Origin of the sequence: Rhizobium metallidurans, assembly GCF_014196505.1 — a bacterium.
GTDB lineage: Bacteria > Pseudomonadota > Alphaproteobacteria > Rhizobiales > Rhizobiaceae > Rhizobium > Rhizobium metallidurans.
This window is the reverse complement of sequence record NZ_JACIDW010000008.1, coordinates 34940-57682: the sequence shown is the minus strand read 5'-3', so window position 1 is coordinate 57682 and position 22743 is coordinate 34940. Positions and strand designations below refer to the sequence as shown.

General features: G+C 62.0%; 26 protein-coding genes and 1 tRNA gene. 15 read left to right on the top strand and 12 right to left on the bottom strand.

Annotated features, from left to right (window positions below):
* Position 1: 1 nt before the first annotated feature.
* From deoC to GGQ67_RS13770, 8 genes are all read right to left on the bottom strand, one after another.
* A complete protein-coding gene (gene deoC, locus GGQ67_RS13805) occupies positions 2-778 on the bottom strand; it encodes a deoxyribose-phosphate aldolase (protein ID WP_183900731.1) in 777 nt (258 codons plus the stop codon).
* The gene (locus tag GGQ67_RS13800; RefSeq protein WP_183900730.1) at positions 775-1581 is read right to left on the bottom strand and encodes a purine-nucleoside phosphorylase; all 807 of its coding nucleotides are present in this window, start codon (positions 1579-1581) and stop codon (positions 775-777) included. The genes deoC and GGQ67_RS13800 overlap by 4 nt, the downstream gene beginning before the upstream one ends.
* Positions 1581-1967 carry a cytidine deaminase gene (locus GGQ67_RS13795; protein ID WP_037188430.1) on the bottom strand — a complete coding sequence of 129 codons (387 nt, stop codon included), beginning with the start codon at positions 1965-1967 and terminating at the stop codon, positions 1581-1583. Before GGQ67_RS13795 ends, GGQ67_RS13800 begins: the two co-directional genes overlap by 1 nt.
* Positions 1968-1971: 4 nt before the next feature.
* Positions 1972-2943 carry an ABC transporter permease gene (locus GGQ67_RS13790; protein WP_183900729.1) on the bottom strand — a complete coding sequence of 324 codons (972 nt, stop codon included), beginning with the start codon at positions 2941-2943 and terminating at the stop codon, positions 1972-1974.
* Between the two features lie 11 nt (positions 2944-2954).
* Positions 2955-4058 carry an ABC transporter permease gene (locus GGQ67_RS13785; protein ID WP_183900728.1) on the bottom strand — a complete coding sequence of 368 codons (1104 nt, stop codon included), beginning with the start codon at positions 4056-4058 and terminating at the stop codon, positions 2955-2957.
* Positions 4059-4065: 7 nt separating this feature from the next.
* Positions 4066-5577, bottom strand: a complete 1512-nt coding sequence (locus GGQ67_RS13780) for an ATP-binding cassette domain-containing protein (RefSeq protein WP_183900727.1) — start codon at positions 5575-5577, stop codon at positions 4066-4068.
* 71 nt (positions 5578-5648) lie between these two features.
* On the bottom strand, positions 5649-6641 hold the full coding sequence (locus GGQ67_RS13775; protein ID WP_183900726.1) for a BMP family lipoprotein: 993 nt from the start codon (positions 6639-6641) through the stop codon (positions 5649-5651).
* 370 nt (positions 6642-7011) lie between these two features.
* Positions 7012-7329 carry a hypothetical protein gene (locus GGQ67_RS13770; protein ID WP_183900725.1) on the bottom strand — a complete coding sequence of 106 codons (318 nt, stop codon included), beginning with the start codon at positions 7327-7329 and terminating at the stop codon, positions 7012-7014.
* Between the two features lie 225 nt (positions 7330-7554).
* On the opposite strand from GGQ67_RS13770, the gene GGQ67_RS13765 reads away from it, so the two are divergent.
* The 8 genes from GGQ67_RS13765 to GGQ67_RS13730 all read left to right on the top strand — a co-directional run bounded on the left by GGQ67_RS13765 (position 7555) and on the right by GGQ67_RS13730 (position 13649).
* Positions 7555-7644 (top strand) — tRNA-Ser (locus GGQ67_RS13765).
* Between the two features lie 408 nt (positions 7645-8052).
* Positions 8053-8328, top strand: coding sequence for a helix-turn-helix transcriptional regulator (locus tag GGQ67_RS13760; RefSeq protein WP_006725176.1), 276 nt, complete (start codon positions 8053-8055; stop codon positions 8326-8328).
* The gene (locus GGQ67_RS13755) at positions 8325-8951 is read left to right on the top strand and encodes a hypothetical protein (RefSeq protein WP_183900724.1); all 627 of its coding nucleotides are present in this window, start codon (positions 8325-8327) and stop codon (positions 8949-8951) included. Before GGQ67_RS13760 ends, GGQ67_RS13755 begins: the two co-directional genes overlap by 4 nt.
* 11 nt (positions 8952-8962) lie before the next feature.
* Positions 8963-9235 carry a hypothetical protein gene (locus GGQ67_RS13750; protein WP_183900723.1) on the top strand — a complete coding sequence of 91 codons (273 nt, stop codon included), beginning with the start codon at positions 8963-8965 and terminating at the stop codon, positions 9233-9235.
* 64 nt (positions 9236-9299) lie between these two features.
* The gene (locus tag GGQ67_RS13745; protein ID WP_183900722.1) at positions 9300-11972 is read left to right on the top strand and encodes an AAA family ATPase; all 2673 of its coding nucleotides are present in this window, start codon (positions 9300-9302) and stop codon (positions 11970-11972) included.
* Positions 11973-12347: 375 nt separating this feature from the next.
* Positions 12348-12950, top strand: coding sequence for a hypothetical protein (locus tag GGQ67_RS13740; RefSeq protein WP_183900721.1), 603 nt, complete (start codon positions 12348-12350; stop codon positions 12948-12950).
* Positions 12947-13282 carry a hypothetical protein gene (locus GGQ67_RS13735; RefSeq protein ID WP_183900720.1) on the top strand — a complete coding sequence of 112 codons (336 nt, stop codon included), beginning with the start codon at positions 12947-12949 and terminating at the stop codon, positions 13280-13282. The genes GGQ67_RS13740 and GGQ67_RS13735 overlap by 4 nt, the downstream gene beginning before the upstream one ends.
* Positions 13283-13415: 133 nt before the next feature.
* On the top strand, positions 13416-13649 hold the full coding sequence (locus tag GGQ67_RS13730; RefSeq protein ID WP_183900719.1) for a hypothetical protein: 234 nt from the start codon (positions 13416-13418) through the stop codon (positions 13647-13649).
* Positions 13650-13730: 81 nt separating this feature from the next.
* On the opposite strand, the gene GGQ67_RS13725 is transcribed toward GGQ67_RS13730, so the two are convergent.
* A complete protein-coding gene (locus GGQ67_RS13725) occupies positions 13731-14405 on the bottom strand; it encodes a recombinase family protein (RefSeq protein ID WP_183900718.1) in 675 nt (224 codons plus the stop codon).
* Positions 14406-14965: 560 nt separating this feature from the next.
* Between GGQ67_RS13725 and GGQ67_RS13720 the strand changes: the two genes are divergently transcribed.
* The 6 genes from GGQ67_RS13720 to GGQ67_RS13695 all read left to right on the top strand — a co-directional run bounded on the left by GGQ67_RS13720 (position 14966) and on the right by GGQ67_RS13695 (position 19276).
* Entirely contained in the window at positions 14966-15466 is a 501-nt protein-coding gene (locus tag GGQ67_RS13720; RefSeq protein WP_183900717.1) for a hypothetical protein, read from the top strand.
* Positions 15463-15900 carry a hypothetical protein gene (locus tag GGQ67_RS13715; protein ID WP_183900716.1) on the top strand — a complete coding sequence of 146 codons (438 nt, stop codon included), beginning with the start codon at positions 15463-15465 and terminating at the stop codon, positions 15898-15900. The genes GGQ67_RS13720 and GGQ67_RS13715 overlap by 4 nt, the downstream gene beginning before the upstream one ends.
* A 10-nt stretch (positions 15901-15910) precedes the next feature.
* Positions 15911-17254: a hypothetical protein gene (locus tag GGQ67_RS13710; protein WP_183900715.1), complete on the top strand. Its 1344-nt coding sequence runs from the start codon at positions 15911-15913 to the stop codon at positions 17252-17254.
* Positions 17251-18786: a hypothetical protein gene (locus tag GGQ67_RS13705; RefSeq protein ID WP_183900714.1), complete on the top strand. Its 1536-nt coding sequence runs from the start codon at positions 17251-17253 to the stop codon at positions 18784-18786. Before GGQ67_RS13710 ends, GGQ67_RS13705 begins: the two co-directional genes overlap by 4 nt.
* Positions 18787-18822: 36 nt before the next feature.
* Positions 18823-19074, top strand: coding sequence for a hypothetical protein (locus GGQ67_RS13700; RefSeq protein WP_183900713.1), 252 nt, complete (start codon positions 18823-18825; stop codon positions 19072-19074).
* A 61-nt stretch (positions 19075-19135) separates the two neighbouring features.
* Positions 19136-19276 carry a hypothetical protein gene (locus tag GGQ67_RS13695; RefSeq protein ID WP_183900712.1) on the top strand — a complete coding sequence of 47 codons (141 nt, stop codon included), beginning with the start codon at positions 19136-19138 and terminating at the stop codon, positions 19274-19276.
* 236 nt (positions 19277-19512) lie between these two features.
* On the opposite strand, the gene GGQ67_RS13690 is transcribed toward GGQ67_RS13695, so the two are convergent.
* Entirely contained in the window at positions 19513-20346 is an 834-nt protein-coding gene (locus GGQ67_RS13690) for a DUF3800 domain-containing protein (protein WP_183900711.1), read from the bottom strand.
* An 87-nt stretch (positions 20347-20433) separates the two neighbouring features.
* Positions 20434-20670 (bottom strand): hypothetical protein, encoded by a 237-nt coding sequence (locus GGQ67_RS13685; RefSeq protein WP_183900710.1) that lies wholly within the window; start codon positions 20668-20670, stop codon positions 20434-20436.
* A gap of 100 nt (positions 20671-20770) precedes the next feature.
* Between GGQ67_RS13685 and GGQ67_RS13680 the strand changes: the two genes are divergently transcribed.
* The gene (locus GGQ67_RS13680; RefSeq protein ID WP_183900709.1) at positions 20771-21229 is read left to right on the top strand and encodes a hypothetical protein; all 459 of its coding nucleotides are present in this window, start codon (positions 20771-20773) and stop codon (positions 21227-21229) included.
* A gap of 41 nt (positions 21230-21270) precedes the next feature.
* Here GGQ67_RS13680 and GGQ67_RS13675 read toward each other — a convergent pair whose 3' ends face one another.
* The gene (locus tag GGQ67_RS13675) at positions 21271-22485 is read right to left on the bottom strand and encodes a tyrosine-type recombinase/integrase (RefSeq protein ID WP_183900708.1); all 1215 of its coding nucleotides are present in this window, start codon (positions 22483-22485) and stop codon (positions 21271-21273) included.
* Positions 22486-22743: the final 258 nt, after the last annotated feature.

Genomic DNA, 22743 nt, shown 5'->3' with positions numbered 1-22743 from the left:
CTCAGTAGCTCGCGGCGGTCGCCGGTGCCGATTGCGTGCCGGAAAGAACCGCAAGGATATCGTTGAGCACGCCGGAAGCGCCGAAGCGGAAGGTCGAGGGCATTGCCCAGTCGGCCGCCATGATCGTCTCGGCGAGGCTCAGATAGAGCGCCGCATCCGCCACCGAGGCGATACCGCCGGCCGGCTTGAAGCCGACTTTGCGGCCACTTTGACGGATGGCCCGAAGCATGATGTCGGCGGCCTCCAGCGTGGCGTTGACGGACACCTTGCCGGTCGAGGTCTTGATGAAGTCGGCGCCGGCCTCGATCGCCAGTTCCGAGGCGCGGCGGATCATCGCCGCATCCTTGATCTCGCCGGTCTCGAGGATCACCTTCAAAAGCACCGCATCGCCGCATTCTGCGCGCACGGCGGCCACCATGTCTGTGACGGCCCGGGCACTGCCGGCGATGAACTTGCGATAGGGGATGACGAGGTCGATCTCGTCGGCGCCGTCGGCGATCGCCTCGCGCGTCTCGGCCGCCACGTCGGCGACCTCCATGTCGCCGGAGGGGAAGTTGACGACGGTGGCGATCCTGACGGGATGGCCGCTGCCGAGGATGGAACGCGCATGCGCCACGAAGCGCGGCCAGATGCAGATGGCGGCACTGTTGCCGTAGGGCGTCTGCGCCCGCGCGCACAAGGCCTCGATCTGCGCCTCCGTGCAGTCGTCCTTGAGATTGGTGAGGTCAAGCAGCGACAGCGCCACCGCCGCCGTTTCCTTCAGCGTGTGATTGCTCATGGTCCATTTCCTCCGGCCGCGATCATCTCTTTCAGGATGGCGGCAAGACGGGCACCGCCGATGGGCGCCATCTCCTTGGTTTCGTCGTGGCTCAGTTCCGAACCGGTCATTCCCGCCCCATAGTTGGTGATAACGGAAGCAGCCGCAACCCTCATGTCGAGCATTCGGGCGATGATCACCTCGGGCACGGTCGACATGCCCACCGCGTCGGCGCCGAGAATGCGCGCCATGCGGATTTCCGCCGGCGTCTCGAAGCTCGGGCCCGAAAACCACATGTAGACGCCCTGCGAAAGGTCGGTGCCGGTCTTCTCCGCCGCCCGCCGCATCGCCTCCGCGAGCCCGGCATCGTAGGCGTTGGTCATGCCCACGAAGCGGCGGTCGCTCTCCTCGCCGATCAGCGGGTTGATGCCGGAGTAGTTGATGTGGTCGGTGATCCGCATCACCGATCCGGGCGAAAGATCCTCGCGCAACGATCCCGCCGAATTCGTCAGGATCAGCGCCTCGACGCCGAGCCCCTTCAGCACCTCGATCGGCAGCCGCATGGCATTCGCGTCGCCCTTCTCGTAGAAATGCACGCGCCCCGACAGCATGACCACGGGCACGCCGCCAAGCGTGCCGGCGACCACTTCGCCGGCGTGGCCCGAGACGGCGCTGACGGGAAAGCCCGGTATATCCTGATAGGCGATCCGAACAGCATCCTTCAGTTCCGCCACCAGCGAGCCGAGCCCGGAGCCGAGGATGACGCCGTAGCGCGGCGACAGCCCGCCGAGCCGCGCCTTCAGCAGGTCGAGCGCCGCCTGCATCAGAGTTCCGTCTCGAAGCTGAAGGGAAGCAGCTCGTCCATGGTCATGGTCTTCTGCACGCCGGCTTCGTCGCAGAGATAGATCCTGGTCTCCTTGGAGGCGAATTCCGAGATCTTCTGGCGGCAGCCGCCGCAGGGCGGGCAGAGCGGCAGCTTCTCGGCGATCACGGCCATCTCGACGATCTTCTTCGCCCCGCCCATGATCATGGCGCTGATCGCCGTCGGCTCGGCGCACCAGCCCTGCGGGAAGGAGAGGTTCTCGATATTGGCGCCGGTATAGACCTTGCCATCCTCGGCGCGGATCGCAGCACCGACGGGGAATTTCGAATAGGGCGCGTGGGCGAACGCCATGGCGCCGCGGGCGGCTTCGAAGAGGTCGTGGGACATGGTCTTAGCGCTCCTTGACATAGGGTGTGCCGCCGGCCTTCGGCGGGATGGCTTTGCCGATGAAGCCCGCGAGCAGCACGCAGGTGAGGATGTAGGGCAGGGCTTGGAAGATCTGCACCGGAACCTCGCCGATCCCGGGGATCGGCTTGCCCTGCATGAAATTGCCGAGCGCGTCGAGGAAGCCGAACAGCAGGCAGGCGAACATGACAGGCACCGGCTTCCACTTGGCGAAGACGAGCGCGGCGAGCGCGATATAGCCCTTGCCGGCTGACATGTCCTTGATGAACGCCGCCGATTGCGCGATCGCCAGATAGGTGCCGGCGAAGCCGCAGAGAATGCCGGCGCAGACGACGGCGCGGTAGCGCAGCCACGTCACCGAGATGCCGGCGGTATCGACGGCACCAGGATTCTCGCCGACGGCGCGCAAACGAAGACCGAAGCGCGTGCGGTAGAGGATCCACCACGAGAGCGGCACCGCCAGGAAGGCGAGGTAGGTCAGCACGTTGTTGCCGGAGATGACGTTGGCATAGAGCGGCCCGATCAAGGGCACCTCGCGCATGATGTCGACGCCCGGAAGCGTGATCGGCGTGAAGCGGGCGTCGCCCGCGAGCTGTGGCGTGCGTCCGCCCTGGCCGAACCAGGCCTGGCCGAGAACGATGGTGATCCCGGCCACGAAGAAGTTGATCGCGACGCCGGAGATGATCTGGTTGCCGCGGTTGGTGATCGAGGCGAAGCCGTGCACGAAGCTCAATGCGACCGAGCAGACGATGCCGGCGCCGAGCCCCAGCCACGGCGAGCCGGTGAGGTAGGCGACGCAGGCGGCGGCGAAGGCCGAGCCCAGCATCTTGCCCTCGAGCCCGATGTCGAACACGCCGGCGCGCTCGGAAAACAGGCCTGCCAGCGCCGTGAAGATCAGCGGGATCGACAGGCGGATCGTGGAGCTCAGAACGCTGATGAAGATGTCGTAATATTCCATCGTCGCGCTCCTTACGCCCGCTTGAACTGTTGGTAGAGGCGCACCATCGCCGGCCGGTACATGTATTCGAGCGCGCCGGCAAACAGGATCACCAGACCCTGGATCACGAGGATCATCTCGCGGGTGATGTTGGGCATCTCGAACGAGATCCAGTCGCCACCCTGGTAGAGGATGCCGAACAGGATCGCCGAGAGCACGATGCCGACGGGATGGTTGCGCCCCATCAGCGACACCGCGATGCCGACGAAGCCGGCGCCGCCGACGAACTCGACCTGCAGGCGGGCCGACGAGCCCATGACAGGGTTGAGCGCCATCATGCCGGCCAGCGCGCCCGAAAGCAGCATGGCGATGATGACGATGCGCGCGTAGGGAATGCCGGCGTAAGCTGCGGCACTCGGGCTGACGCCGAGCGTGCGCATTTCGAAGCCGAGCTTGGTGCGCCAGATCAGCAGCCAGACGAACCAGGCCGCCACCAGCGCGATGATGAAGGAGACGTTGAAGGGCGCAGCCCCCAGCTTGGCGCCGAACATGTCCATGATCCAGCCGAGCTTCGGCAACTGTCCGCCTTCGAGGAAGGTGCGGGTTTCCGGCGCCATCTTGCCCGGCACGATCAGCACGTGCACGAGCAGATAGACCATCAGCGCCGCGCCAATATAGTTGAACATGATCGTGGTGATGACGATATGGCTGCCGCGCTTGGCCTGCAGCCACGCGGGGATGAAGGCCCAGGCGGCGCCGAACAGGCCGGCGCCGATCACCGCGACCGGCATGGTCACGTACCACGGCACGAACTTGTCGAGCGACAGCGCCACCAGCGCGCAGCCGAGACCGCCGAGATAGGCCTGGCCCTCGGAGCCGATGTTGAACAGCCCGGCATGGATGGCGACCGCCACCGAAAGGCCGGTGAAGATGAAGCTGGTGGCGTAGTACAGCGTAAAGCCGATGCCTTCGCCGCTCCCGAGCGCGCCTTCGATCAAGAGCTGCAGCGCGCCGAGCGGGCTTTCGCCGATCAGCCAGACGACGAAGCCTGATATCAGGAAGGCGGTGACAAGGTTCAGGATCGGAATGAGGCCGTAGTTGATCCAGCGGGGAAGGGGAATGGAAGCAGTGCTCATCAAGGCCTCACGCGGCAATGCCGGCCATCATCAGGCCGAGGGTCTGTTCACCGGCATCGGGCGTCTTCTCGCCGACGACATGGCCGGCGAACATGACAAGGATACGGTCTGAAAGGGCGCGGATTTCGTCGAGCTCGACGGAGACGAGCAGGATCGCCTTGCCCGCGTCGCGCATCTCGATGATCCGGCGGTGAATGAATTCGATGGCGCCGATGTCGACGCCGCGCGTCGGCTGGCCGATGATCAGCGCCGTCGGGTCGCGCTCGATTTCGCGGGCGACGACGATCTTCTGCTGGTTGCCGCCGGAGAAGTTCGCGGTCTTCAGCCGCGGGTTCGGCGGCCGGATGTCGTATTTCTCGATCTTTTCCATCGCGTCCTTGCGGATCGCTTCGAGATCGAGCAGCGGGCCCTTGCTGTATTCGGGGTTGCGGTGATAGCCGAGCACCGAGTTCTCGTATTCCTCGAACTTCAGCACCAGGCCCATGTGGTGGCGGTCCTCGGGGATATGCGCGAGGCCGAGTTCGCGCAGCCGCGCCGGATCGGCCTTGTCGATCGTCTCGCCATCGAGCAGGATCTCGCCCGAATGCGGCTTGCGGATGCCCGCGATCGCTTCCAAGAGCTCCGACTGCCCGTTGCCGGCAACACCGGCCACGCCGACGATTTCGCCGGCGCGCACGTCGAACGACACGTTGTCGACCATCACGACGCCACGGTCGTCCTTCACAGTCAGATTGCGCACCGACAGGATGACCTTGCCGGGATTGGCCTCGCCCTTCTGCACGCGCAGAAGCACGCGGCGGCCGACCATCAGCTCAGCCAGTTCCTCGACCGTCGTCTCCGCCGTCTTGCGGGTGGCGACCATCTCGCCACGGCGCATCACCGACACCGTATCGGTGATCGCCATGATCTCGCGCAGCTTGTGGGTGATGAGAATGACCGTCTTGCCCTGGTCGCGCAGCACTTTCAGGATGCGGAACAGGTGGTCGGCCTCGGCCGGCGTCAGCACGCCCGTGGGCTCGTCGAGGATCAGGATCTCGGCGCCGCGATACATGGCCTTCAGGATTTCGACGCGCTGCTGCAGGCCGACGGGGAGCTGCTCGATCAGCGCATCCGGGTTGACCTCGAGGCCGTATTCCTTTTCCAGCCGCTTCAGCTCGGCGCGCGCCGATGCCACGCCTCTTGCGAGCAGCGCTCCGCCCTCGGCGCCGAGCATGATGTTCTCGAGCACCGTGAAATTGTCGACCAGCATGAAGTGCTGGTGCACCATGCCGATTCCCGTCGAGATCGCCGTCTGGCTGTCCTTGATCGTCACGGCCTGGCCGTTGACCCGGATCTCGCCCTGGTCGGCGTGGTAGAAGCCGTAGATGATCGACATCAGCGTCGATTTTCCGGCTCCGTTTTCCCCGATGATGCCGTGGATGGACCCCTTGGCGACCGTGAGGTTGATGTCTTTGTTGGCGTGGACGGCACCGAATTTCTTGTCGATGCCCACAAGTTCGATAGCGGGCGTGTCAGTCACAGCAGGCTCCAGATACGAAAAGGGCGTATGGCGGAAATCACGTCCGCCATACGCCCAATTTCAGGCGCGGATCACTTCGGGCAGGAGTTGTCCGAGGTGTAATCGTGAACCTTGACGGTTCCCGCGATGATATCAGCCTTGGCCTTTTCGACGGCGGCCAGCATTTCAGGCGTGATCAGCGCCTTGTTGTTGTCGTCGATGGCGGCCGACACACCGTCTTCCTTGACGCCGAGCGACTGCACGCCGGCACTGAACTTGTCGTTCTTGGTGTCGGTGTAGGCGTTGTAGACGGCGAGGTCGACGCGCTTGACCATCGAGGTCAGCACCGAGCCCGGATGCAGGTAGTTCTGGTTGCTGTCGACGCCGATCGAGAACTTCTTGTTGTCGGCGGCGGTCTGCAGCACGCCGAGACCGGTGGCGCCGGCTGCCGCGTAGATCACGTCGGCACCCTGGTCGATCTGGTTCTTGGTGAGTTCACCGCCGCGAACCGGGTCGTTCCAGGCCGCACCCGTCGTGCCGGTCATGTTCTGGAACACCTCGACCTTGGCATTGGCGGCGCGCGCGCCCTGCGCGTAGCCGCACTCGAACTTGCGGATCAGCGGAATGTCCATGCCGCCGACGAAGCCGACCTTGCCGGTCTTGGATGCCATGCCGGCGAGAACGCCGACCAGGAAGGAGCCTTCTTCTTCCTTGTAGACGACCGAGCGGACGTTCGGCTTGTCGACCACGGCGTCGACGATGATGAACTTGGTGTCGGGGAATTCAGCAGCGACCTTCTCGATCGCCGAGGTCCAGGCAAACGAGACGGCGACAACGGGGTTGAAGCCGCGGCTTGCGAAATTGCGGATGGCCTGTTCGCCCTGGGTGTCGCCGGTCGGCTCGAAATCGCGGTAGGCGATACCGGTTTCCTTCTTGAACTGCTCGGCGCCATTGTAGGCGGCTTCGTTGAATGACTTGTCGAACTTTCCGCCGGTGCCGTAGACCAGTGCCGGCTTGACGTCGGCAGCAAGCGCCGTCGTGGACATGGCAGCCACGGCGAGGAGAGCGAGAAGGGATTTTTTCATTGTGCAGCCCTGTTGTTGCTATTTGTTAGGGGTCCTCCCGCAAGCCCGTTTTCAGGCATGTCTGCGGAACCGCCGACCTCCCCCCGGAGGCTGGCTTGCCGCATCCTTGCATGGCGTGAAAAAAAACTCACGGGAAATTTTTCGACTGGTAAAAATTTGACGACACTGCGTAAAAACCGGCCACGGCAATCTTTTTTTGCGCAAAATCAACGCCAGAATGCGATTTTTCTAGCCACGCGAGACGTCGCCATTCGCTGGTGGTCGCGCTGGGTCCGCCCTGGATATCGTGCGCGCATTCCCGCTTAACGGTGGTCGCCGCCACGTCAGGTAGCAAAAAAGCGGGCAATGGACGCCTCGATCACGCCGTCGCCTATGCCGCGAAACGCCCCGCCACCGGCGGCTTCTTGTACCCCGCCATCCACAGGATCAGCGACAGCACGAGGAATACCGCGAAAGCCGGCTGCATCATCAGCCACTGGAAGCCCAGCGTGTAGACGCGCGGATGGATATAGTAGGCGACGGTCGATTGCAGCGCCTCGAAGGACGATGCGTTCATGTCCTGCCAGGCATCGCCCATCGGCGTGATGACCACCGACGATGCCGCCACCGACTGTATGCTGTCGATCGTCCCGGCAATCACCGCCACCGCCAGCGCGATCAGGCTCGCCAAACGCAAAAGGAAACGCATTACTCTCTCCGCCACCGATCCGCCGGGTTTCACCCGGCCAGTTGCGCCCACTCTCCACGACATCGGACACTAATGCCCCGCTGCCGGAACCGCAATGGACCGCTTTCCGGCACTTTTGCTGGAAGAAGTCAAAAAACTGTTAGATTTAGGTTGATCCCTGAAAATTCCTCGGTATATATCGCGCCGTTCCAACGATTTGCGCCCAAGGGTCCAAATCAAGCAGCAGGACAGGTGGCCGAGTGGTTTAAGGCGCACGCCTGGAACGCGTGTGTACGTGAAAGCGTACCGTGGGTTCGAATCCCACCTTGTCCGCCACTCCCCATTGAAATCATTGACGAATTTTGACGCTTTGAGGCTTCGCCCCAACGCTTACCCTAACATGTGCATGCCGTTAGGATGGCCCGGTTTGGCCTGTCTGGTCTCGGCGATACCGATACCGTCGCTCCAGGCGAGTGATGGAAAAGATGCAGATTTTTTCCGTCCGGAGAGAAGCCGGATTATCTCAATCAGGCCAGTGAGTTATGGTACTCTCAAGTATGAAATGTCTTACGTTTTGAATGGGTTAGGTGGAATTTTGAGCCTTTACAGCAGGCCAAAACTGCCCCATCCTCTCCAATAACGTCGCATATGATTTGTAGAACCGGATGACCTGAAAGAACCGCGATGGAAACACTTCCAAAAAAATAGCGCGGGCCTGGAGCCCGCTTTTCGCGAGGCGTCCAGATGACGACGACAGCAAACACGCGTGCAATCAAGGCCGGTTCCGATATACCGTGGCAGGACCGCCCAATTCTCCGGCTCAATGATGCCGCTGCCCTCTTGGGCGGGGTGAGCCGAAGCAATCTCTACCGGATGCAAGCTGCCGGGCAGTTGGTCTTCGTGAAGATCGGCGGCCGTACCGGGATCAAGACAAGCTCGGTGATCGAATATCTCGCTTCGCTCGAAGCGATCCCCGCCGGCGCACTGCGCGAGCGTGGCGCAAAGGCGGTGCCAGCATGACCGCCGCCGATACCGTGTTCAAGCGCGCCAAAGAGCGCTTCGACAATCTCCCCCCGTATGAGCAACACATATGGGACGACATCCGGGCAGACGTTCTCCGCGCCGTCGCGGCCGAGTACCTGAAGCATCGAGGCGTCAAGCTAATCGGCGATCCGTCGCTGGTCGAGTATGCGATTGATCAAGCCTGCGTGGAGATCGCGCCGGTTTGGGTGCCGCTGCTGGAGGGTGAAGGCAAACCGCAGCGCGGCAGGCCGCAAGTCGATTACAACACGCGCATCATCTATGCGGCCGCATTCTCCCTCTTTACCACCGAAGGAAAGTCCCACTCGGCAGCGGCCAAGCAGGCGGCTCAGTTCCTTGGCGCCCCCGCGACGAAGGATCGCGTCGAAAAGAACCTGAAAGCCTGGCTGCGCAAAGCCTCCGCAGCGGTGCGCGCGCGCGGCGGCTGCCCGAAGCTCCGCCGCTTCCTTTGGGACACGCTATTCGTTGTTGCCGAGGAACTGCGGGTTATCGCTGCCGATCTGGAGACCGAACGGGCTGCCGAGGCGGCTCGCCGCAAATCCTCTCGGCATATCTCGTTTATTGGCGCGGCGGCTCCGCGCAGTCTGCCTTCTCCGAAATAAGGAGAAAAGAGATGACCAAGTCAGCAGCCGAAATCTACATCCCTTGGCGCGATCGAGCCTTTGTCAGCGTCCGCGAGGTCGCGCAGATCATGGCGCGAAGCCCCGATTGGGTGCGAAACCGCATCGGCGAAGGCCGTCTAGTCGGCCGGCAGCTTCAGGCCGGCGGCCCCGTCGTCGTCACCGTGGCGAGCCTTGTGAGGTTCATTGACGGGGTCGAGGCGACAGCTTCGCCCGTCCGCGTGAAGACCAGCGCAATCTATCTCGCCGTCAACAACGATCCCTGAAACCTACGAAAAAGGCCCGTCCAGCGCGAACTGGAACGGGCCTCAATGCAGATGGATGACGAACATGAATATAGCATCGAAATCTCTTGAAAACAATTCGCTTTCACCTGCCGACCAGGGCGAACAGGAAGGCAATTCGCAGCATTCGCCCGCGCCGGAGTTGCTTCCGGTGCACCAGCGCGCCAGAGCGCTCAGCGCTCGCGGATATGGCAACCTGATGCTGCCGCTCCCTCCTTGCGGCTCCTATGTCAGTGGGCAATCTCGCCCCGCGAACGGCAAGGTTCCCGGCGAGTGGAACGGCACGAACTGGCGCAACGCCTGGAACTGGACGAAGGCCCCGCCGATCGATCTTGGAACGTGGAAGACCTTGCCGGCCGGCACCGGGATCGGCATTCGTACCGGCTTTGGCCTTGTCGCGTTCGATAGCGATATCAAGGTGGACCCGTCGTCAACGGCGCCGCACGATGTGCAGGCTCGCCGGCTTGCCGCTGAGATCCGCAACGTCTTGGCCGAGCGCTTCGGCTTGTCGGCGAAGGGTATGCCGCGCCGTGAGCGATCCAACTCGACCAGCGCCGTCTATTTCGCCCGAACCGAGGATGAACTTTACAAGGAGGTCATGACCTTCGAGGCCGGCGGCCATCGGCATCAGCTGGAGTTCCTGGCGACGGGGCAGCAAGTCGTTGTCAGCGGTATGCACGAAAGCGGCGTTCCGCAGATGAACACGCTCACCGAACACAATCTGCCCGATCTCCCCTCGATCGATGAACAGGGCGTTTCGGCCATCTTCGCCCGCATCAGGGAGAAGGCCGAAGCTCTCGGCTATGCGGTCAACGTGAAACCCTCCCGCAAGCCCGGCGCGGTCTCGGCAAAGGTGCGCGACCCGATCACACGCGCTGCGCTGGAGCGCAAAAGGGATTGGCTGCCTGATGTGCTTGGGCTCGGCCTGAACGTCGGCAACGACGAAGGCGAATTGCGGATCGGCGCCGATCACCTGGACCGCGAGCTTGAGGAAGATCTCACGATCTACCCTGATGGCATCTATGATTGGGGAACACGCCGGGCGCATAGCCCCATCAGCCTGATTTGCGAGTTTGGCGAGATCGATGACGAGGGCGAAATTCACTTCGGCGGCTCGCCGGAATATCAGCCCGGAGAGGGCGAGGTTTACGAGGTTGCCGAGGACAGCGCCCGGCGCCCTACTCCCGCGCAGGCCGTCACATGGCTTTGCCGCCGGCTCGGCTCCGACAGCTTCCCGACCTATGCGGGCTCGACCGATTGGAAAAGCGCATCTCTCACGGTCGCGCAGGCCATGGGCTACAAGGCCGGCGATTTGGAGATTGCCCGCGTCTTTGAGTTTGTCGATTGGCAAGGCTTCGGCAAGCGGGAGCCGGGATCGTGGGACGCGGACGACATCCGCGACAACGGCGGGCTGCTGGCTTCTCTGCGGATCTCCAATCCCGCCACGTTCACAAGCCTGGTCGATCGTTGGACCACCTTGAGCGACAGCGGCCTGTCCGTTGCCAAGGTCGAGGAACTGATTGCCGAGGGCTTCCACGCGGAGCCCCAGGCCGTCGAGCGCGCGCCGAAGGCCGTATCTGAATTGCCGCCGTTGGGATGGATCGACCCTAGCCGGGATTGGCAGGGCATCGAGCCGCTTCCCCGCGAGTGGGAGGTTGAGGGCTGGATACCCCGCGGCGAAGTCACCTTGCTCTATGGAGATGGCGGCATCGGCAAAACGCTGCTGGCGCACCAGTACGCGACGGCAGCGGCGACGGGCCGAAGCTGGCTAGGCCAGATCACTCGCCCGGCCCGCGTGATGTGCATTTTCTGCGAAGATAGCGCGGCCGAGCTCCACCGTCGGCAGATCGATATCAACCGCTCGCTCGGCGTCAGCCTCTCCGAGCTTGGCAACTTGCGCCTGGTGTCGAGAAACTTTCAGGACAACTTCATTGCGACCTTTGACCGGAAAAGCCAGACGCTCGCAAAGACGGCATTCTGGCACCAGATCCGCGAGGATGCGATTGCCTTCGATGCCGATGTGCTGATCCTCGATACGATCGCCGATATCTACGCGGGCTCAGAGATTGATCGCGTTCTGGTCAACGACTTCGTGAAGCGCTTCCTTGGCGGCTTGGGGCGATCGATTGGCGGCTCGGTGATCGCGCTCGGCCACCCGTCCGCTGCCGGCAAAAGTTCCGGCGATGGCACCTCCGGTTCGACGGGCTGGAATAACGCCTCTCGCTCCCGCCTCTATCTCCAGTATCCGGGCAAGGCCAAGAGCGGCGATATCCGGCAGCTCACCAACATGAAGCTGAACTATGGGGCGAAGGGCGCCGGGCTGAAGCTGCGCTGGAACCGTGGCGCGTTCGACGTGCTCGCCGGCAGCGCTCCCGCGGTCCTTCGTGATGCAAGCGCATCCGGTGCCATTCCGAGCCTGAACGACGCCGCAGAAAGCGCGGTTGTCTCGGCCCTGCTCGAAATGCCCGGCGTGCCGATGTCGGACAAGCCCCGCAGCGGCCTGTTTGCTCCGAGGGTGCTTGAGCGACGAGCCGCTGACATCCTGGCTGCGTTCTCTATGGACGACATCACCAACGCGCTGCATCGCCTGGAGGCGCGTGGAGCGATCAGGTTCGATGTGATTGGCAAGAACGATCAGCGCCAGAAGCAATACGGCTACATCGTCGTTCACGACAAAGTGTCCGCGAAGCCTTCAACAGATGCCGGAGTATTCGAATGAGACGGGCGAACAAGGTGCGCAGAACTTGCGCAAAACTCTGCGCGCAATCTTGCGCAAATCCCGCTAAGCCATTGAAATCATTGCGCAGAGCTTTGCGCGAAATTGGGGTGCGCGAAATTGCGCAGAATTGCGCAAAACTCCTTGTTTCTCAGGGGTTCTCAGGTGCGCAAAATTGTTTGCGCAAAATTGCACCCCTACGGGGGAGAGGCTGCGCTGCGCGCCAGCCGCGCTGCCGCCTCCACCCCTTGGGCTTTTGGGGTCGCGAGGTCGGACAATCTGTCGGCGAACGCAGCCGGAGCAATCGGGGCGCCCCTGGTCTTGAGCGCTCAAATTGGCACACCTCATGGGCGCACTATTCCGCTAAGGGGGTGAGGCATGCCTAAGAAGCGCTCCGAGCGACAGCAGGCGTGGGACAAGTCCGGACTGCCAAAGGCAGGCGCCGAAGCCCTGACGCGATACAATCGAGAAGTCCGACCCTTTCGAGAGCTTTGCGGCGCTCGCACGAAATCGACCGAGGATCACCGCCCCTGCCAAAACCTGGCCTTGGCCGGTCATGACCGCTGCCGGGTTCATGGCGGGGCCACCCCTAAAGGTGATCAATGGAACCTGACGCAGTGGCCCAACGGGAAGGCCCCAGATGCCGAGGCCAAGTTACAGGCGAAGTTGAAAAAGATCGAACGGGATCGCAAGGCGAAGGCGAAACGGCTGGCAGCCATGAGCCCGGTAGAACGGCAGCGCTACGACCAGCGGGCGAAGACCCATGCACCAGGACCGGCAGCGGAGCGCGCAAGGCGTCGGGACGATCGCAAGCGAGCCGCAGAGATCCGCGCCAGCCTTGAGAAGTCCGATGACAGGCCAGTGTCCGCAGAACTCGCCGAACTGCAACGGCAGGCCGCGGCGCTGGAGGAAGCACGAGACCATTACCGCCGGCTCGCAGAGCAAGAGCGGGCCAATCAGGATCAAGGAGTATTCGGGTGAGCGCAGCAAGCGAACGTAGAGAAGCAATGGAGCGGGCAAAGCACCTGCTCCAGACCGAGGGCGTAATCGCGGCCGTTGAGGCCCTGGTGAGCGTCTGTAGAGACCCAAAGGCGCCGGCACCGGCCCGGAGCACGGCAGGAACAAGCATCCTCAGAGCGGGCGGCTTCTTCGATCAGAAGAACAGCGAGCCTGAGAAGGATCTAAGTCAAATGTCGATGCAGGAACTCCGCGACTTCACCAATCGGCTCGAAACCGAGAAACAGGCGGTACTCCGGGCAGTCGAAGCGGGCGCGCTGGAGCAGGACGACGAGAAACCCGACGTTTTCGGCTAAATCCGGCCGATTTTGAATCGTTTGTCTCTTCATCAGCAAGACTAATAAGACAACAAAATCATTGACTTAGTGGCGATATGGCGTAGGCTTTGAGCATCGAAACGCAGCGCCTGGGAGCCTCAAAATGTCAAATGTGATCGATTTCAATGCCGCCAAAGCCCCGACCCACGACGCAAGCCGGCTGCCGGCTCGCAACGTTGACGAAAACGAGGTGCAAATCGCGTGGCGGGTCGCTGCCGATCTCCGCGCTTCCATCGTTGCCGGCGACAGCGAAGAGACGAGGCTGAACAAAGACGAGTTGGCCGTGATCGCCAAATATACCCGCAATCCAGTGCTCCGCCGCCTGTGCCTCTCGCTTTGCGCCTGATCCCATTACGAAGCCGCACAAACAGTTCGCCCCGGTCATAAGCCGGGGCGTTGTCGTTTCGGGCTTTAGGGCTCTCAGGCGTCAGGCAGCGCGCTCGGCCACCCGCTTGACCTGCACCGCGCTCCACTCGCCGCCGCGAGGCGTCGGGATACCGCGAGCATTCAATTCCGCCGCCACGGTGCGCAGAGAAGCGCCGGAGGCCTGTAGCTCTTGGATGATCGGCGCGACCAGCGCGGCGCGGTCATCGGCCTTCTTGCTGCGGGCTGCAACGCTTACGGCAGGACCGAGCGCCCGAACATCGGCGAAGTTGCCGCGATCACCGCCTAGACGCTTGCCACGCGCCTTTGCGGCCTGAAGAGCGGCCTTCGTGCGCTGCGAGATCATTTCGCGCTCATGCTCGGCCACGGCGGCGAGAATGTGGACTGTCAGGCGGTTCGCCTTCGGAAAGTCAACGGCGGTAAAGTCCACGCCGCTTTCCATCAGGTTCGAGATAAACGCGACGTTACGGGCCAGACGGTCGAGCTTGGCAATGATCAGGGTCGCGCCGTGCAGCTTGCAGAGCCGGAGCGCTTCGGCGAGCTTCGGGCGATCGTTGCGCTTGCCGCTCTCGACTTCTGTCACTTCAGCGACCAGCGACCAGTTGCCGCCGTTCAGGTAGGCGCGGACCGCTTCTTGCTGCGCTTCAAGGCCGAGGCCGCTGGCACCCTGGCGAGCGGTCGAGACGCGATAGTAAGCGATGAACTTGCCGTTTGCCATTGCCGTTCCTGTCCTTGTCGGAGTGTGTTACGTTTTCGTCTACGTTCGTTGCCATTAATGTAACACTATCTGCGGCCCTGTCAACGGACGTTCTTTCACGCGGCACGGTCATCGAGCGCAACAGGTCGAAGCGTCCGCGCCGTCGCTGCCCCCGCCCGGAGGGTGCCACCCGGCCACCCCCGATCCCCCTCCGGTATACCCCGAAACGCCGCCGGGAATGGGAATGCCCCGCCCGGAGAAACTCGCGGTTCGCTGGAACTTTTCACCCCGCCATCCGCTGCCGTCACGCTGGTCTCCCAGGCCTCACCGTGCTATATTCGGCTTGTCAGTAAACAGCGGACTTCAGGCAGCCGCATCGCCGGGCCTCCGGGCTCTCTCGTCAATCGAACAACCTCGCCAGCTTCCAAGCGGCGCGACCGTTCGTGACATGCGATGCCGCTATGACCATCTGCCCGCTACTCTCCAAATTTCTCGCCGAAAAGCGCGCTTTTCAGCCGTATATATCGGCTCGGCAATCCGGCCCACATTGTCGCAACGACAACAGCACAGTGGGCAGATCCATGGACGGCATCGCAACGGCAGCGGCCAACGAAAGGGCCAAGGCAGCGGCAACACATCTGCGGCGCGCGGGCGGTCATTCGAATTGGGTTTTCGAAATCCAGATGGCGCTTGGCGATATTCTGCACTTCGCCGACCCCAGGCGGGAGCGCTGGGAGTTGCCCGACACCCGCTTCACAAATGAATTGTTCGCCAGCTGCTTCGATGCGCTCGCACACGCTTTGCGTTGGGGGACCGACACTGAACGCATGGGAAAGATCGACCGCGAGCATTTGGGCGATGGGTTTCTTGCGGCGGCGCGTCTGGTCCAGGCGTTTGACCGCGAGGACGTCAGCCTGCCGTGTTTTGAGGACGATCGAAGCCGTGTGAAAATCCTGATCAATCATGCGCGGATTGCCGAGCATCGGCAGGACATGGCCCAGCGTCGGTACGATCGCCAACACGGCACGATTGACGCGCTGCTTGAGGCGTCAACTGAGCCAACCTACGGGATATTCTCATGACCGATGGAAATGCTCACCTCTCCGAGACAATCAAGCATCTCGACACGGCAATGGCCGGCTCGGTGCTGATCCCTTGCGCCCACGCCTTGCATCACCTGGTCCACGCCGTGGGCTTCGGCTCACTCGACGCCGGCTTGATCGCTGAAGCTTCGCAGCGGCTCTTTGCTGTTGCGCCGCGCGTAACCGAGCTGACAGCCGGCCGCCTCACCCCTGAAGAGATTTTCTTTTGCTTGGGCTGCGCGAACGCGGCGCTGACGACAGCAGACGCAGCCCGTCGGCCTTGGCTTCTCGCCGCCGTCGCGATGCTGGAGGCCGATCTGCGGGGCGTCTATTTGCGCAACGCAATCGCCACCGGCCCGCAAGCCGATCTCGCCTTTGTCATCGCCAAAACCACCCTGTCAGCGGTCTATGAAGACCGCCCGGCCATCCACTGAGGATTTCGCCATGATCAAATCGAACCGCTATTTTAACAACGAGGCGTTTGGCACTGCGGCTGCAAACCTCGCCGGCCTCTTTCAGCCACCGGAAGCCGCCGACGTGGCGAACTATGCCCTGGCAGATGAGCGCCGGGCCAAGATGAACCAGTTGGCTTGGCTTTTTGACAATCCCGAAGATCCGACCGCTTCGAAGCGTTCGTCTCTGACGGGCGTTCAGGGCTATGGTCAGACGCCGGAGGGCTTCACCTACAATGTCGATCGCGGCTATCAGGCAGCGACGGAAAACAACGTTCGCGACAATGCCCGCGTGCTCTCTGAGCGCGAGATGATCGAGGCCGCAGCAAAAGAGCGGCTCGGCATTCCCGACGTAAACGCTCGATACAAGGTGGACAGCGAGGCCGCGGTGAGCGGCGGCAACAATCTCCGCGACAATCAGACGAAGGCGATCACAACGCTACTCGGCCCGCTCGATCCTGGTCAGATCCGCCCGGAGGTCGCTCAAGACGTGATGGGGCTTCTGGAGATGCCCGGCATCGGTCCCGCCGCCGGTGCTCCAAAGTTGATGAGCGAGACTGAGCAAGCAGCAGCGGAGCGGCAGCGGCTGATTGAGGCCGGCGTGTTGACGGACGACATGCTGCTGGACGATTTCCTTGGTCAGCGCGCACCGGTTCAGGGCGTTGGCCCGGATGGCAAGACCGGCGCGTTTCTCTCGCCTGGTGCGGCTATCCGCACCGGAGCGCAGCCATTGCCGAAAGATAGCGGGCCGTCGATGTCAGTCACTTTGCCGGATGGCACCGTGGTTCAGCAGGGCGGCAAGGCGCTCACCGAGGGGCAGTCGAAGGCTAGCGTCTATTTCACGCGCGCCTCCGGTGCGATCCCGAAGCTCGACCAGTACGGCGAGGCCCTGACGCAGATCACCGGCCGCATCGGCAGCGCGACGGAACAGGCCGGCGGCAACGCGATCAAGAGCAAGGAATATCAGCTTGCCGAGCAGGCCGGTCTTGAGTTCCTACAGGCGATCCTGCGCAAAGACACTGGCGCCGCCATCACCAAGGAAGAGCAGTCGGAATACGGCCGGGTCTATCTCCCGCAGCCGTTCGACAGCCCCGAATTGCTCGACCAGAAGAAGGCATCTCGCGCCCGCGCCCTGGCAGCTATCCGCCTTGGCCTGCCACCTGACGCAATCATCAATGCCGAGCGCGCTGGCGTGGATCTGAGCGTATCGGCCATGCCGACCGAGCAAACCGCTCCGGCGGCGCCCGCTGAAGCCGCCGCGCCGGTCTACGCGACGAACCCGCAGACAGGCCAGCGCCTGGTCCTGCGCAACGGAAATTGGGAGCCTGCCCAATGAGCAATCTGCCGCCCCTTCCCGCCGGCTTTCAGCTCGAAGCGGAACCGCAGCCGCAGCCGCAGCAGCTTCCGCCCCTGCCCGACGGCTTCACGCTGGAGACCGCACCGCAGCCGCGAACCGCTGAGAACGTGCAAGCCGAGTTCGACGCGAAGCCTTGGTATCAGAAAGCGGCCGTTGCCGCCGATGATGTGGCGCGCTCGATCGCGAATGGCGCAACCTTCGGCTATGCGGACAAGCTCGCCGGATGGGCGAACGGCACCAGCACCGAGGAAGAGCAGCAGAAGAGCGCAGAGGCTCAAATGCGTGGCGGCTCCGCAACGACCGTTGCCGAGATCGGCGGGGCTATCGCTACCCCTGTAATGGCCGCGAGCGCTGGCGCATCCTTGCCCCGCATCGCGGCGGCGGTTCCGGGCGTCACCGGCACCGTTGCCCGCTCCGGGCTCGCCGCAGTCGAGGGTGCTGGCTATGGCGCGCTGAACGCTTCCGGCCATGATCAGGACATCGGCGAAGGCGCTTTGATGGGCGCGATTTTCGGCGGCGCGGGCAACGCAGCCGGCGAAGCGGTCGCGACGGGCGCTCGCAAGGTCGCCGGGGCATTCAATGCAAAGCCGCAGATCCCGACTATGGACGAACTATCGACGGTAGCCCGGCAGGCCTATGACGCCGCAGACAATGCCGGCGTGATCTTTACGCCCCAAGCAACGGGAAGACTTCAGTCCGAAATTGTTCAGACGCTCACAGATACTGGCTTCGACCCGGCATTGCAGCCCGGAGCCGCTGCCGTCCTTCGACGGCTCCAGGATCTTCAAGGCCAGAACGTGACGCTGAAAGGGCTCGACACGCTGCGAAAAGTTGCCAGCGGCGGTTTCATCCCCGGCAACAAGAGCAACAACGCGGCCGTTTCCGCGATCGTCAATCGGATCGATGACCTTGTGGGCAATACGCAAGCGGGCGAAATTCTGAGCGGTGACGCGACGGCCGGAGCCGAAGCCCTGAAGACAGCGCGCGATCTCTGGTCCCGCATGTCGAAAGCGAATGTCGTCACCGAGGCCGCAGCCCGCGGCGAATTGAATGCTGCCGCTGCCGGATCAGGCGCCAATCGCGAGAACGCTTCGCACCAGGCAATGAAGGCCCTGCGGAACAACAGGAGCGCCACGCGCGGCTTTACGCCTGACGAGCAAGCGGCGCTGATGCAGGCCATCACTGGCACGCCCGACCAGAACGCACTTCGGCTTGTGGGCAAACTCTCCCCGACCGGGATTGTCAGCGGCGCCCTGTCTTCCGGCGTTGGCTACCAAGTCGGCGGCCCTGTCGGCGCTGTCGCTGCCCCGGCAGTGGGGTACGTGGCTCGCAAGGGAGCCGAGCGCATGCAGGACGGTTTCGTTCAGGAATTGGTGGACATCATAATGGCGGGCGGAAGCAAAGCCGCAACGCAGGCCCGGCCGAACGCTGTTCAGTCCGCGATCGATGCAAACCGCAACGCCTTCGTCAAATCGGCCGCTGCCGGCTCTCAGTACGTCGGGAGCCGGTGAGCTTCCGCCGCATCCGTAGTTATGGTATCGCGTGGCATGCTCAAAGACACCTCGCAAATGGGCTTCATCCTCCACACGGGTTCGCGCTACGTGAACGTGAAGGCAGATTATGCGAAGATGAGGCCGAATGGAGCGCTGGTGTTTCTCGTGCAAAGCGGGGTTTGGAAGCGCGAAGTCGCCTACTTCTCGCCCGGATCATGGTCGGCCTGCCATCTGATCGAGGGTTTTGACGGCGGCCGGAACATTGACGCCGACCGCATTGCAGCCGGTTTGAAAGCTGAAAGCTGAAGCCATTGCCGGGGCGGCCGTCATTGCCGTAAGGTCGAGACCTGCAAGAAGGGATGAACTCATGCCGCAGAAACAAGACAGGCAGCTTATCGGCGAGCGGATCTATTCCGCTTGCGATGTCGCAGCAAGTTTGGTTATCGGCGTGCTCGGCATCATGGGTCTAATTGCGATGGCTGAGAAGCTCGCCACCTTTCTGAGCTGATCCCGCACCATTCATTGGTGCCGGTAGTGCATCGCGCACCTGCTCCCGCTTGGAGTCGGCGCGTCGTTGGAAGTGCGGCCGTTGCCGCCTGCCTCGCCCTCACAATGCAAAAACTACCGGGTTAATCTTTCTCGAACCGGCCGCAACGGTTAACTTGACATTAACAGGTCACGCGTTATTTAGGTGACAGGCTTTGCCTAGGAGGTCTCCGATTTGGGGGCTGCCAAAAAGGGTCCTCAGGGGCCCTTTTTGTTTTGTTCGTCAAAACAACTGTACTTAATCCCCAGATACTCAATCTCGCCTTGCTCAATGGTGCAGTCCACAAGCTTTGCATGATCTCTCAATACGAGGGTCGGGCCGTAGCCGGCGTCATAGCGCCCTCTGCACATTGGGTAGAGATAGAGATCTGCCAGCTGCATCATTGGGGATGACTTCCGCTTGAACGCTTGGTCGAGCAACCTGTGCCTCAAATCCAATGCATCTAGTGGGCCATACTTCGAAGACGTGTCCTTACCGAAAGGCAGGCCCTCTGCACGCAGCTCTTTGAAGTAGGCCGAGATACGTTTATCCGCGTCCCTATCGGTTTCCTCGACAAAGACCCGAACCCGCCGATTATCGCGAACGGCCAATTTCGCCACACGTTCACAAACGATAGAGAAGGCTGTTTTGCATAAGTGCCAACGCCTTCTACCGTACATCTCGAAATAGCGACCGTGATATCCAGGCCGATCAATAACACACGCATGCCCCAACACCGGCACCGAAACTATCAGCGACTGTAGGTCCTGGTAAAACGCGTCAGCATCACTCTTAGAAATCGTTTTTAACCAGGCGAATTCTTCGCTTTTGTGCCTGATTTTGACGGAGTGTAGTGGGTAGTCAATATTCCACCTTCCGCAGAAGTCGGCATGTAGCTTCCGCGCCTCGCTTTCTGCTTCTTCCTTGATCAATATCCCGCCGAGGGCAAACCAGTCACCCTTAGGGCTGGTCACAAATCTCCGATCGGGGTGTCTCGTCCCTGAGTCGTCCAAGTACAGGTTGTAGAGTGGCAGGCGCTTTGATTCGTTCATCGGCACGATCTAAGCCGGAACGGTTCACGAAAAGCAACTTCGCCCAAGCTAATCCACACCGCACAAGATCATGCGGCTAGGCTGGACTTACAAGCAATAGTGCATCCGGCACCTGATCCCGTTTGGCGTCGGCGCATCGTTCAGGGTGCAGCCGTTGCCGCGCGCTATTCGATTGAGCAGATCCGGCATAACCACATCACCGCCGACACGGGCAAGCATGGCGTTGCCATCGTAACGGTGCCGGATCTCGCATTTCAGACATTCGACGTGGATTTTGCGGCCGGCGAACTCGGATAGGCTCCGGGCTCCCTTGAAAGCATGCATGGGCGGTCACTCGTGGGCCGCCGCATATGGCCCGGTTATTCGTTGATGTCGCCGCCGGCCTCTCTATCACTCGAATGGCCGAGGCGCGCAAGCCAGAGCGTTGCGCGGCGACATCCTGACGCTCTCCGCTCATGTTGCATTTCATGTCGCCCCCGCCGCTGAACAACAGCCTCTAGTCTTGAAATCCGGTAATTTCTACCATCCGCCCGCATGCAGCGCCAAGATTACGGCATGTTTGTTCAGTTCGGACAAGCCGCCTTTCTGTCTCGACGAATACGCCCGCTATCTGCATAGGCTCTCGCCCGCTTACAAAATCGGCGGCGCGAAGTTCTTGGATGCTTTCCTCCGCCCTCGAAATATCATCGTGAAGCGCGTTAAACGAGAACCCGTACTGACCTTGCGCGAGAATGAAAGCCTTCCATTCTTCGTCGCTAAGCGACTGTTCGAGACGCTCAAACTCAACACTAGCACGATCGAAGATCTCTGCCGCGGCGGCCAAGACACGACGCCGGGCGTTCACGAGTTCCTGCAATGCGTCCAGCTTCTTCTGCATCTTTGACCGAAACGGCCACATACGCCCCTCCCGCTTCAGTTCTCGCCTCACGAAGCCTGCTTTGCCCGCTTCATCTCGACTACATTGCCGGGCTTCTTTGGCTCGCAGTAATTCGCCCACGCGACCATGAGCTTCCGTCGCTTCTCCAGCGCATCGCTACGGCGATAAGCGCGCTCGGTCTGGTCGCCGACGACGTGGGCCAGCGCAGCTTCCGCCACATCGCGAGGAAACGCCGTCTCGTTGCCGCTCCAATCGCGGAAAGACGAACGGAACCCGTGAACTGTGACATCGACTTTCATGCGTCGCAGGATCATGTCCATTGCCATGATCGACAGCGGGCGCCCTTCCTTCTGGCCTGGGAACACATAGGCGTCAGGCTCGGCACCAAGCCCGGAAAGCTCGGTCAGGATCTCGACGGCCCGAGGCGTCAGCGGAACGCGATGTTCCCGCCCTGCCTTCATCCGCTCGGCGGGAACGGTCCATAGCGCTGCCTTCAGGTCGATCTCTCGCCACGTTGCGCCGAATGTCTCGCCGGTTCTCGCTGCCGTCAGGATAGTGAATTCAAGGGCTCGCGCCGCCATTGCCTCGCGCTCCCGCAGATCCGCGATGAACGCCGGAACGTCTTCATACGGCATAGCGGCATGGTGGCCCCGTGACAGCTTCTTGCGCTTCGGGAGCAGGTTCGCAAGATGCCCGCGCCAGAGGGCCGGGTTTGGCTCGGAGCGATGGCCTTTTGCCTTGGCCGCGTCCAGCACCCGTTCAATGCGCCCGCGCAGCCGAGCGGCCGTCTCTGGCTTGGTGAGCCAGATCGGTTTCAGCACCTCCAGCACATCGGCCGTCGTGATCTCGTCAACCCGTTTCGACCGCAGCGGCTCGGCGTAGACCTTCAGCGTCATCTTCCATTGGTCGAGATGCTTGGCATTCCTGAACTGCGGCGCCATCGCATCGATGAAATCGTCCGCTTCCTCCCCAAACGTGGGAACTATGACCGGCGTGCTGTTCTTCGCTGCGATGGGATCAACGCCCGCCTGAAGGTTCGTCCGCGCCTCGCTGGCAAGTTCCCGAGCCCGAGCAAGCGTGACGGACTTCAGGCCGCCCAGGCCCATCTCTCGAAGCGTTCCGTCGCGGCGATATAGGAAAACCCAACGCTTCGCGCCGCTCTTGTCGACAACCAGGTATAGCCCGCCGCCGTCACCATGCCGGCCCGGCTTGGTGATTGCAGTCACGCCGCGGGCGCTCAGTTTGTTCAATGCGAGAGCCATATCTACCCCAACAGTTACCCTAACAGACGACTGCAATTCTATGGGGCAGCATGACACATGTCGATACGGGTAAAAGCCTAAATTTCTGGAATAAAACGACTAAATGCTACGGCCTGGGGCACTGTGGAACGGCAGTATGACGGACACCTTGTCCGCCATTTCCTCGGAAATCGATGCGGCTATATCCGAATCCGCATTGGTGTGCGATCGGCTAGTCAAAGTCCCACATGGACACAATTATTATATGGAAAAGGCCTG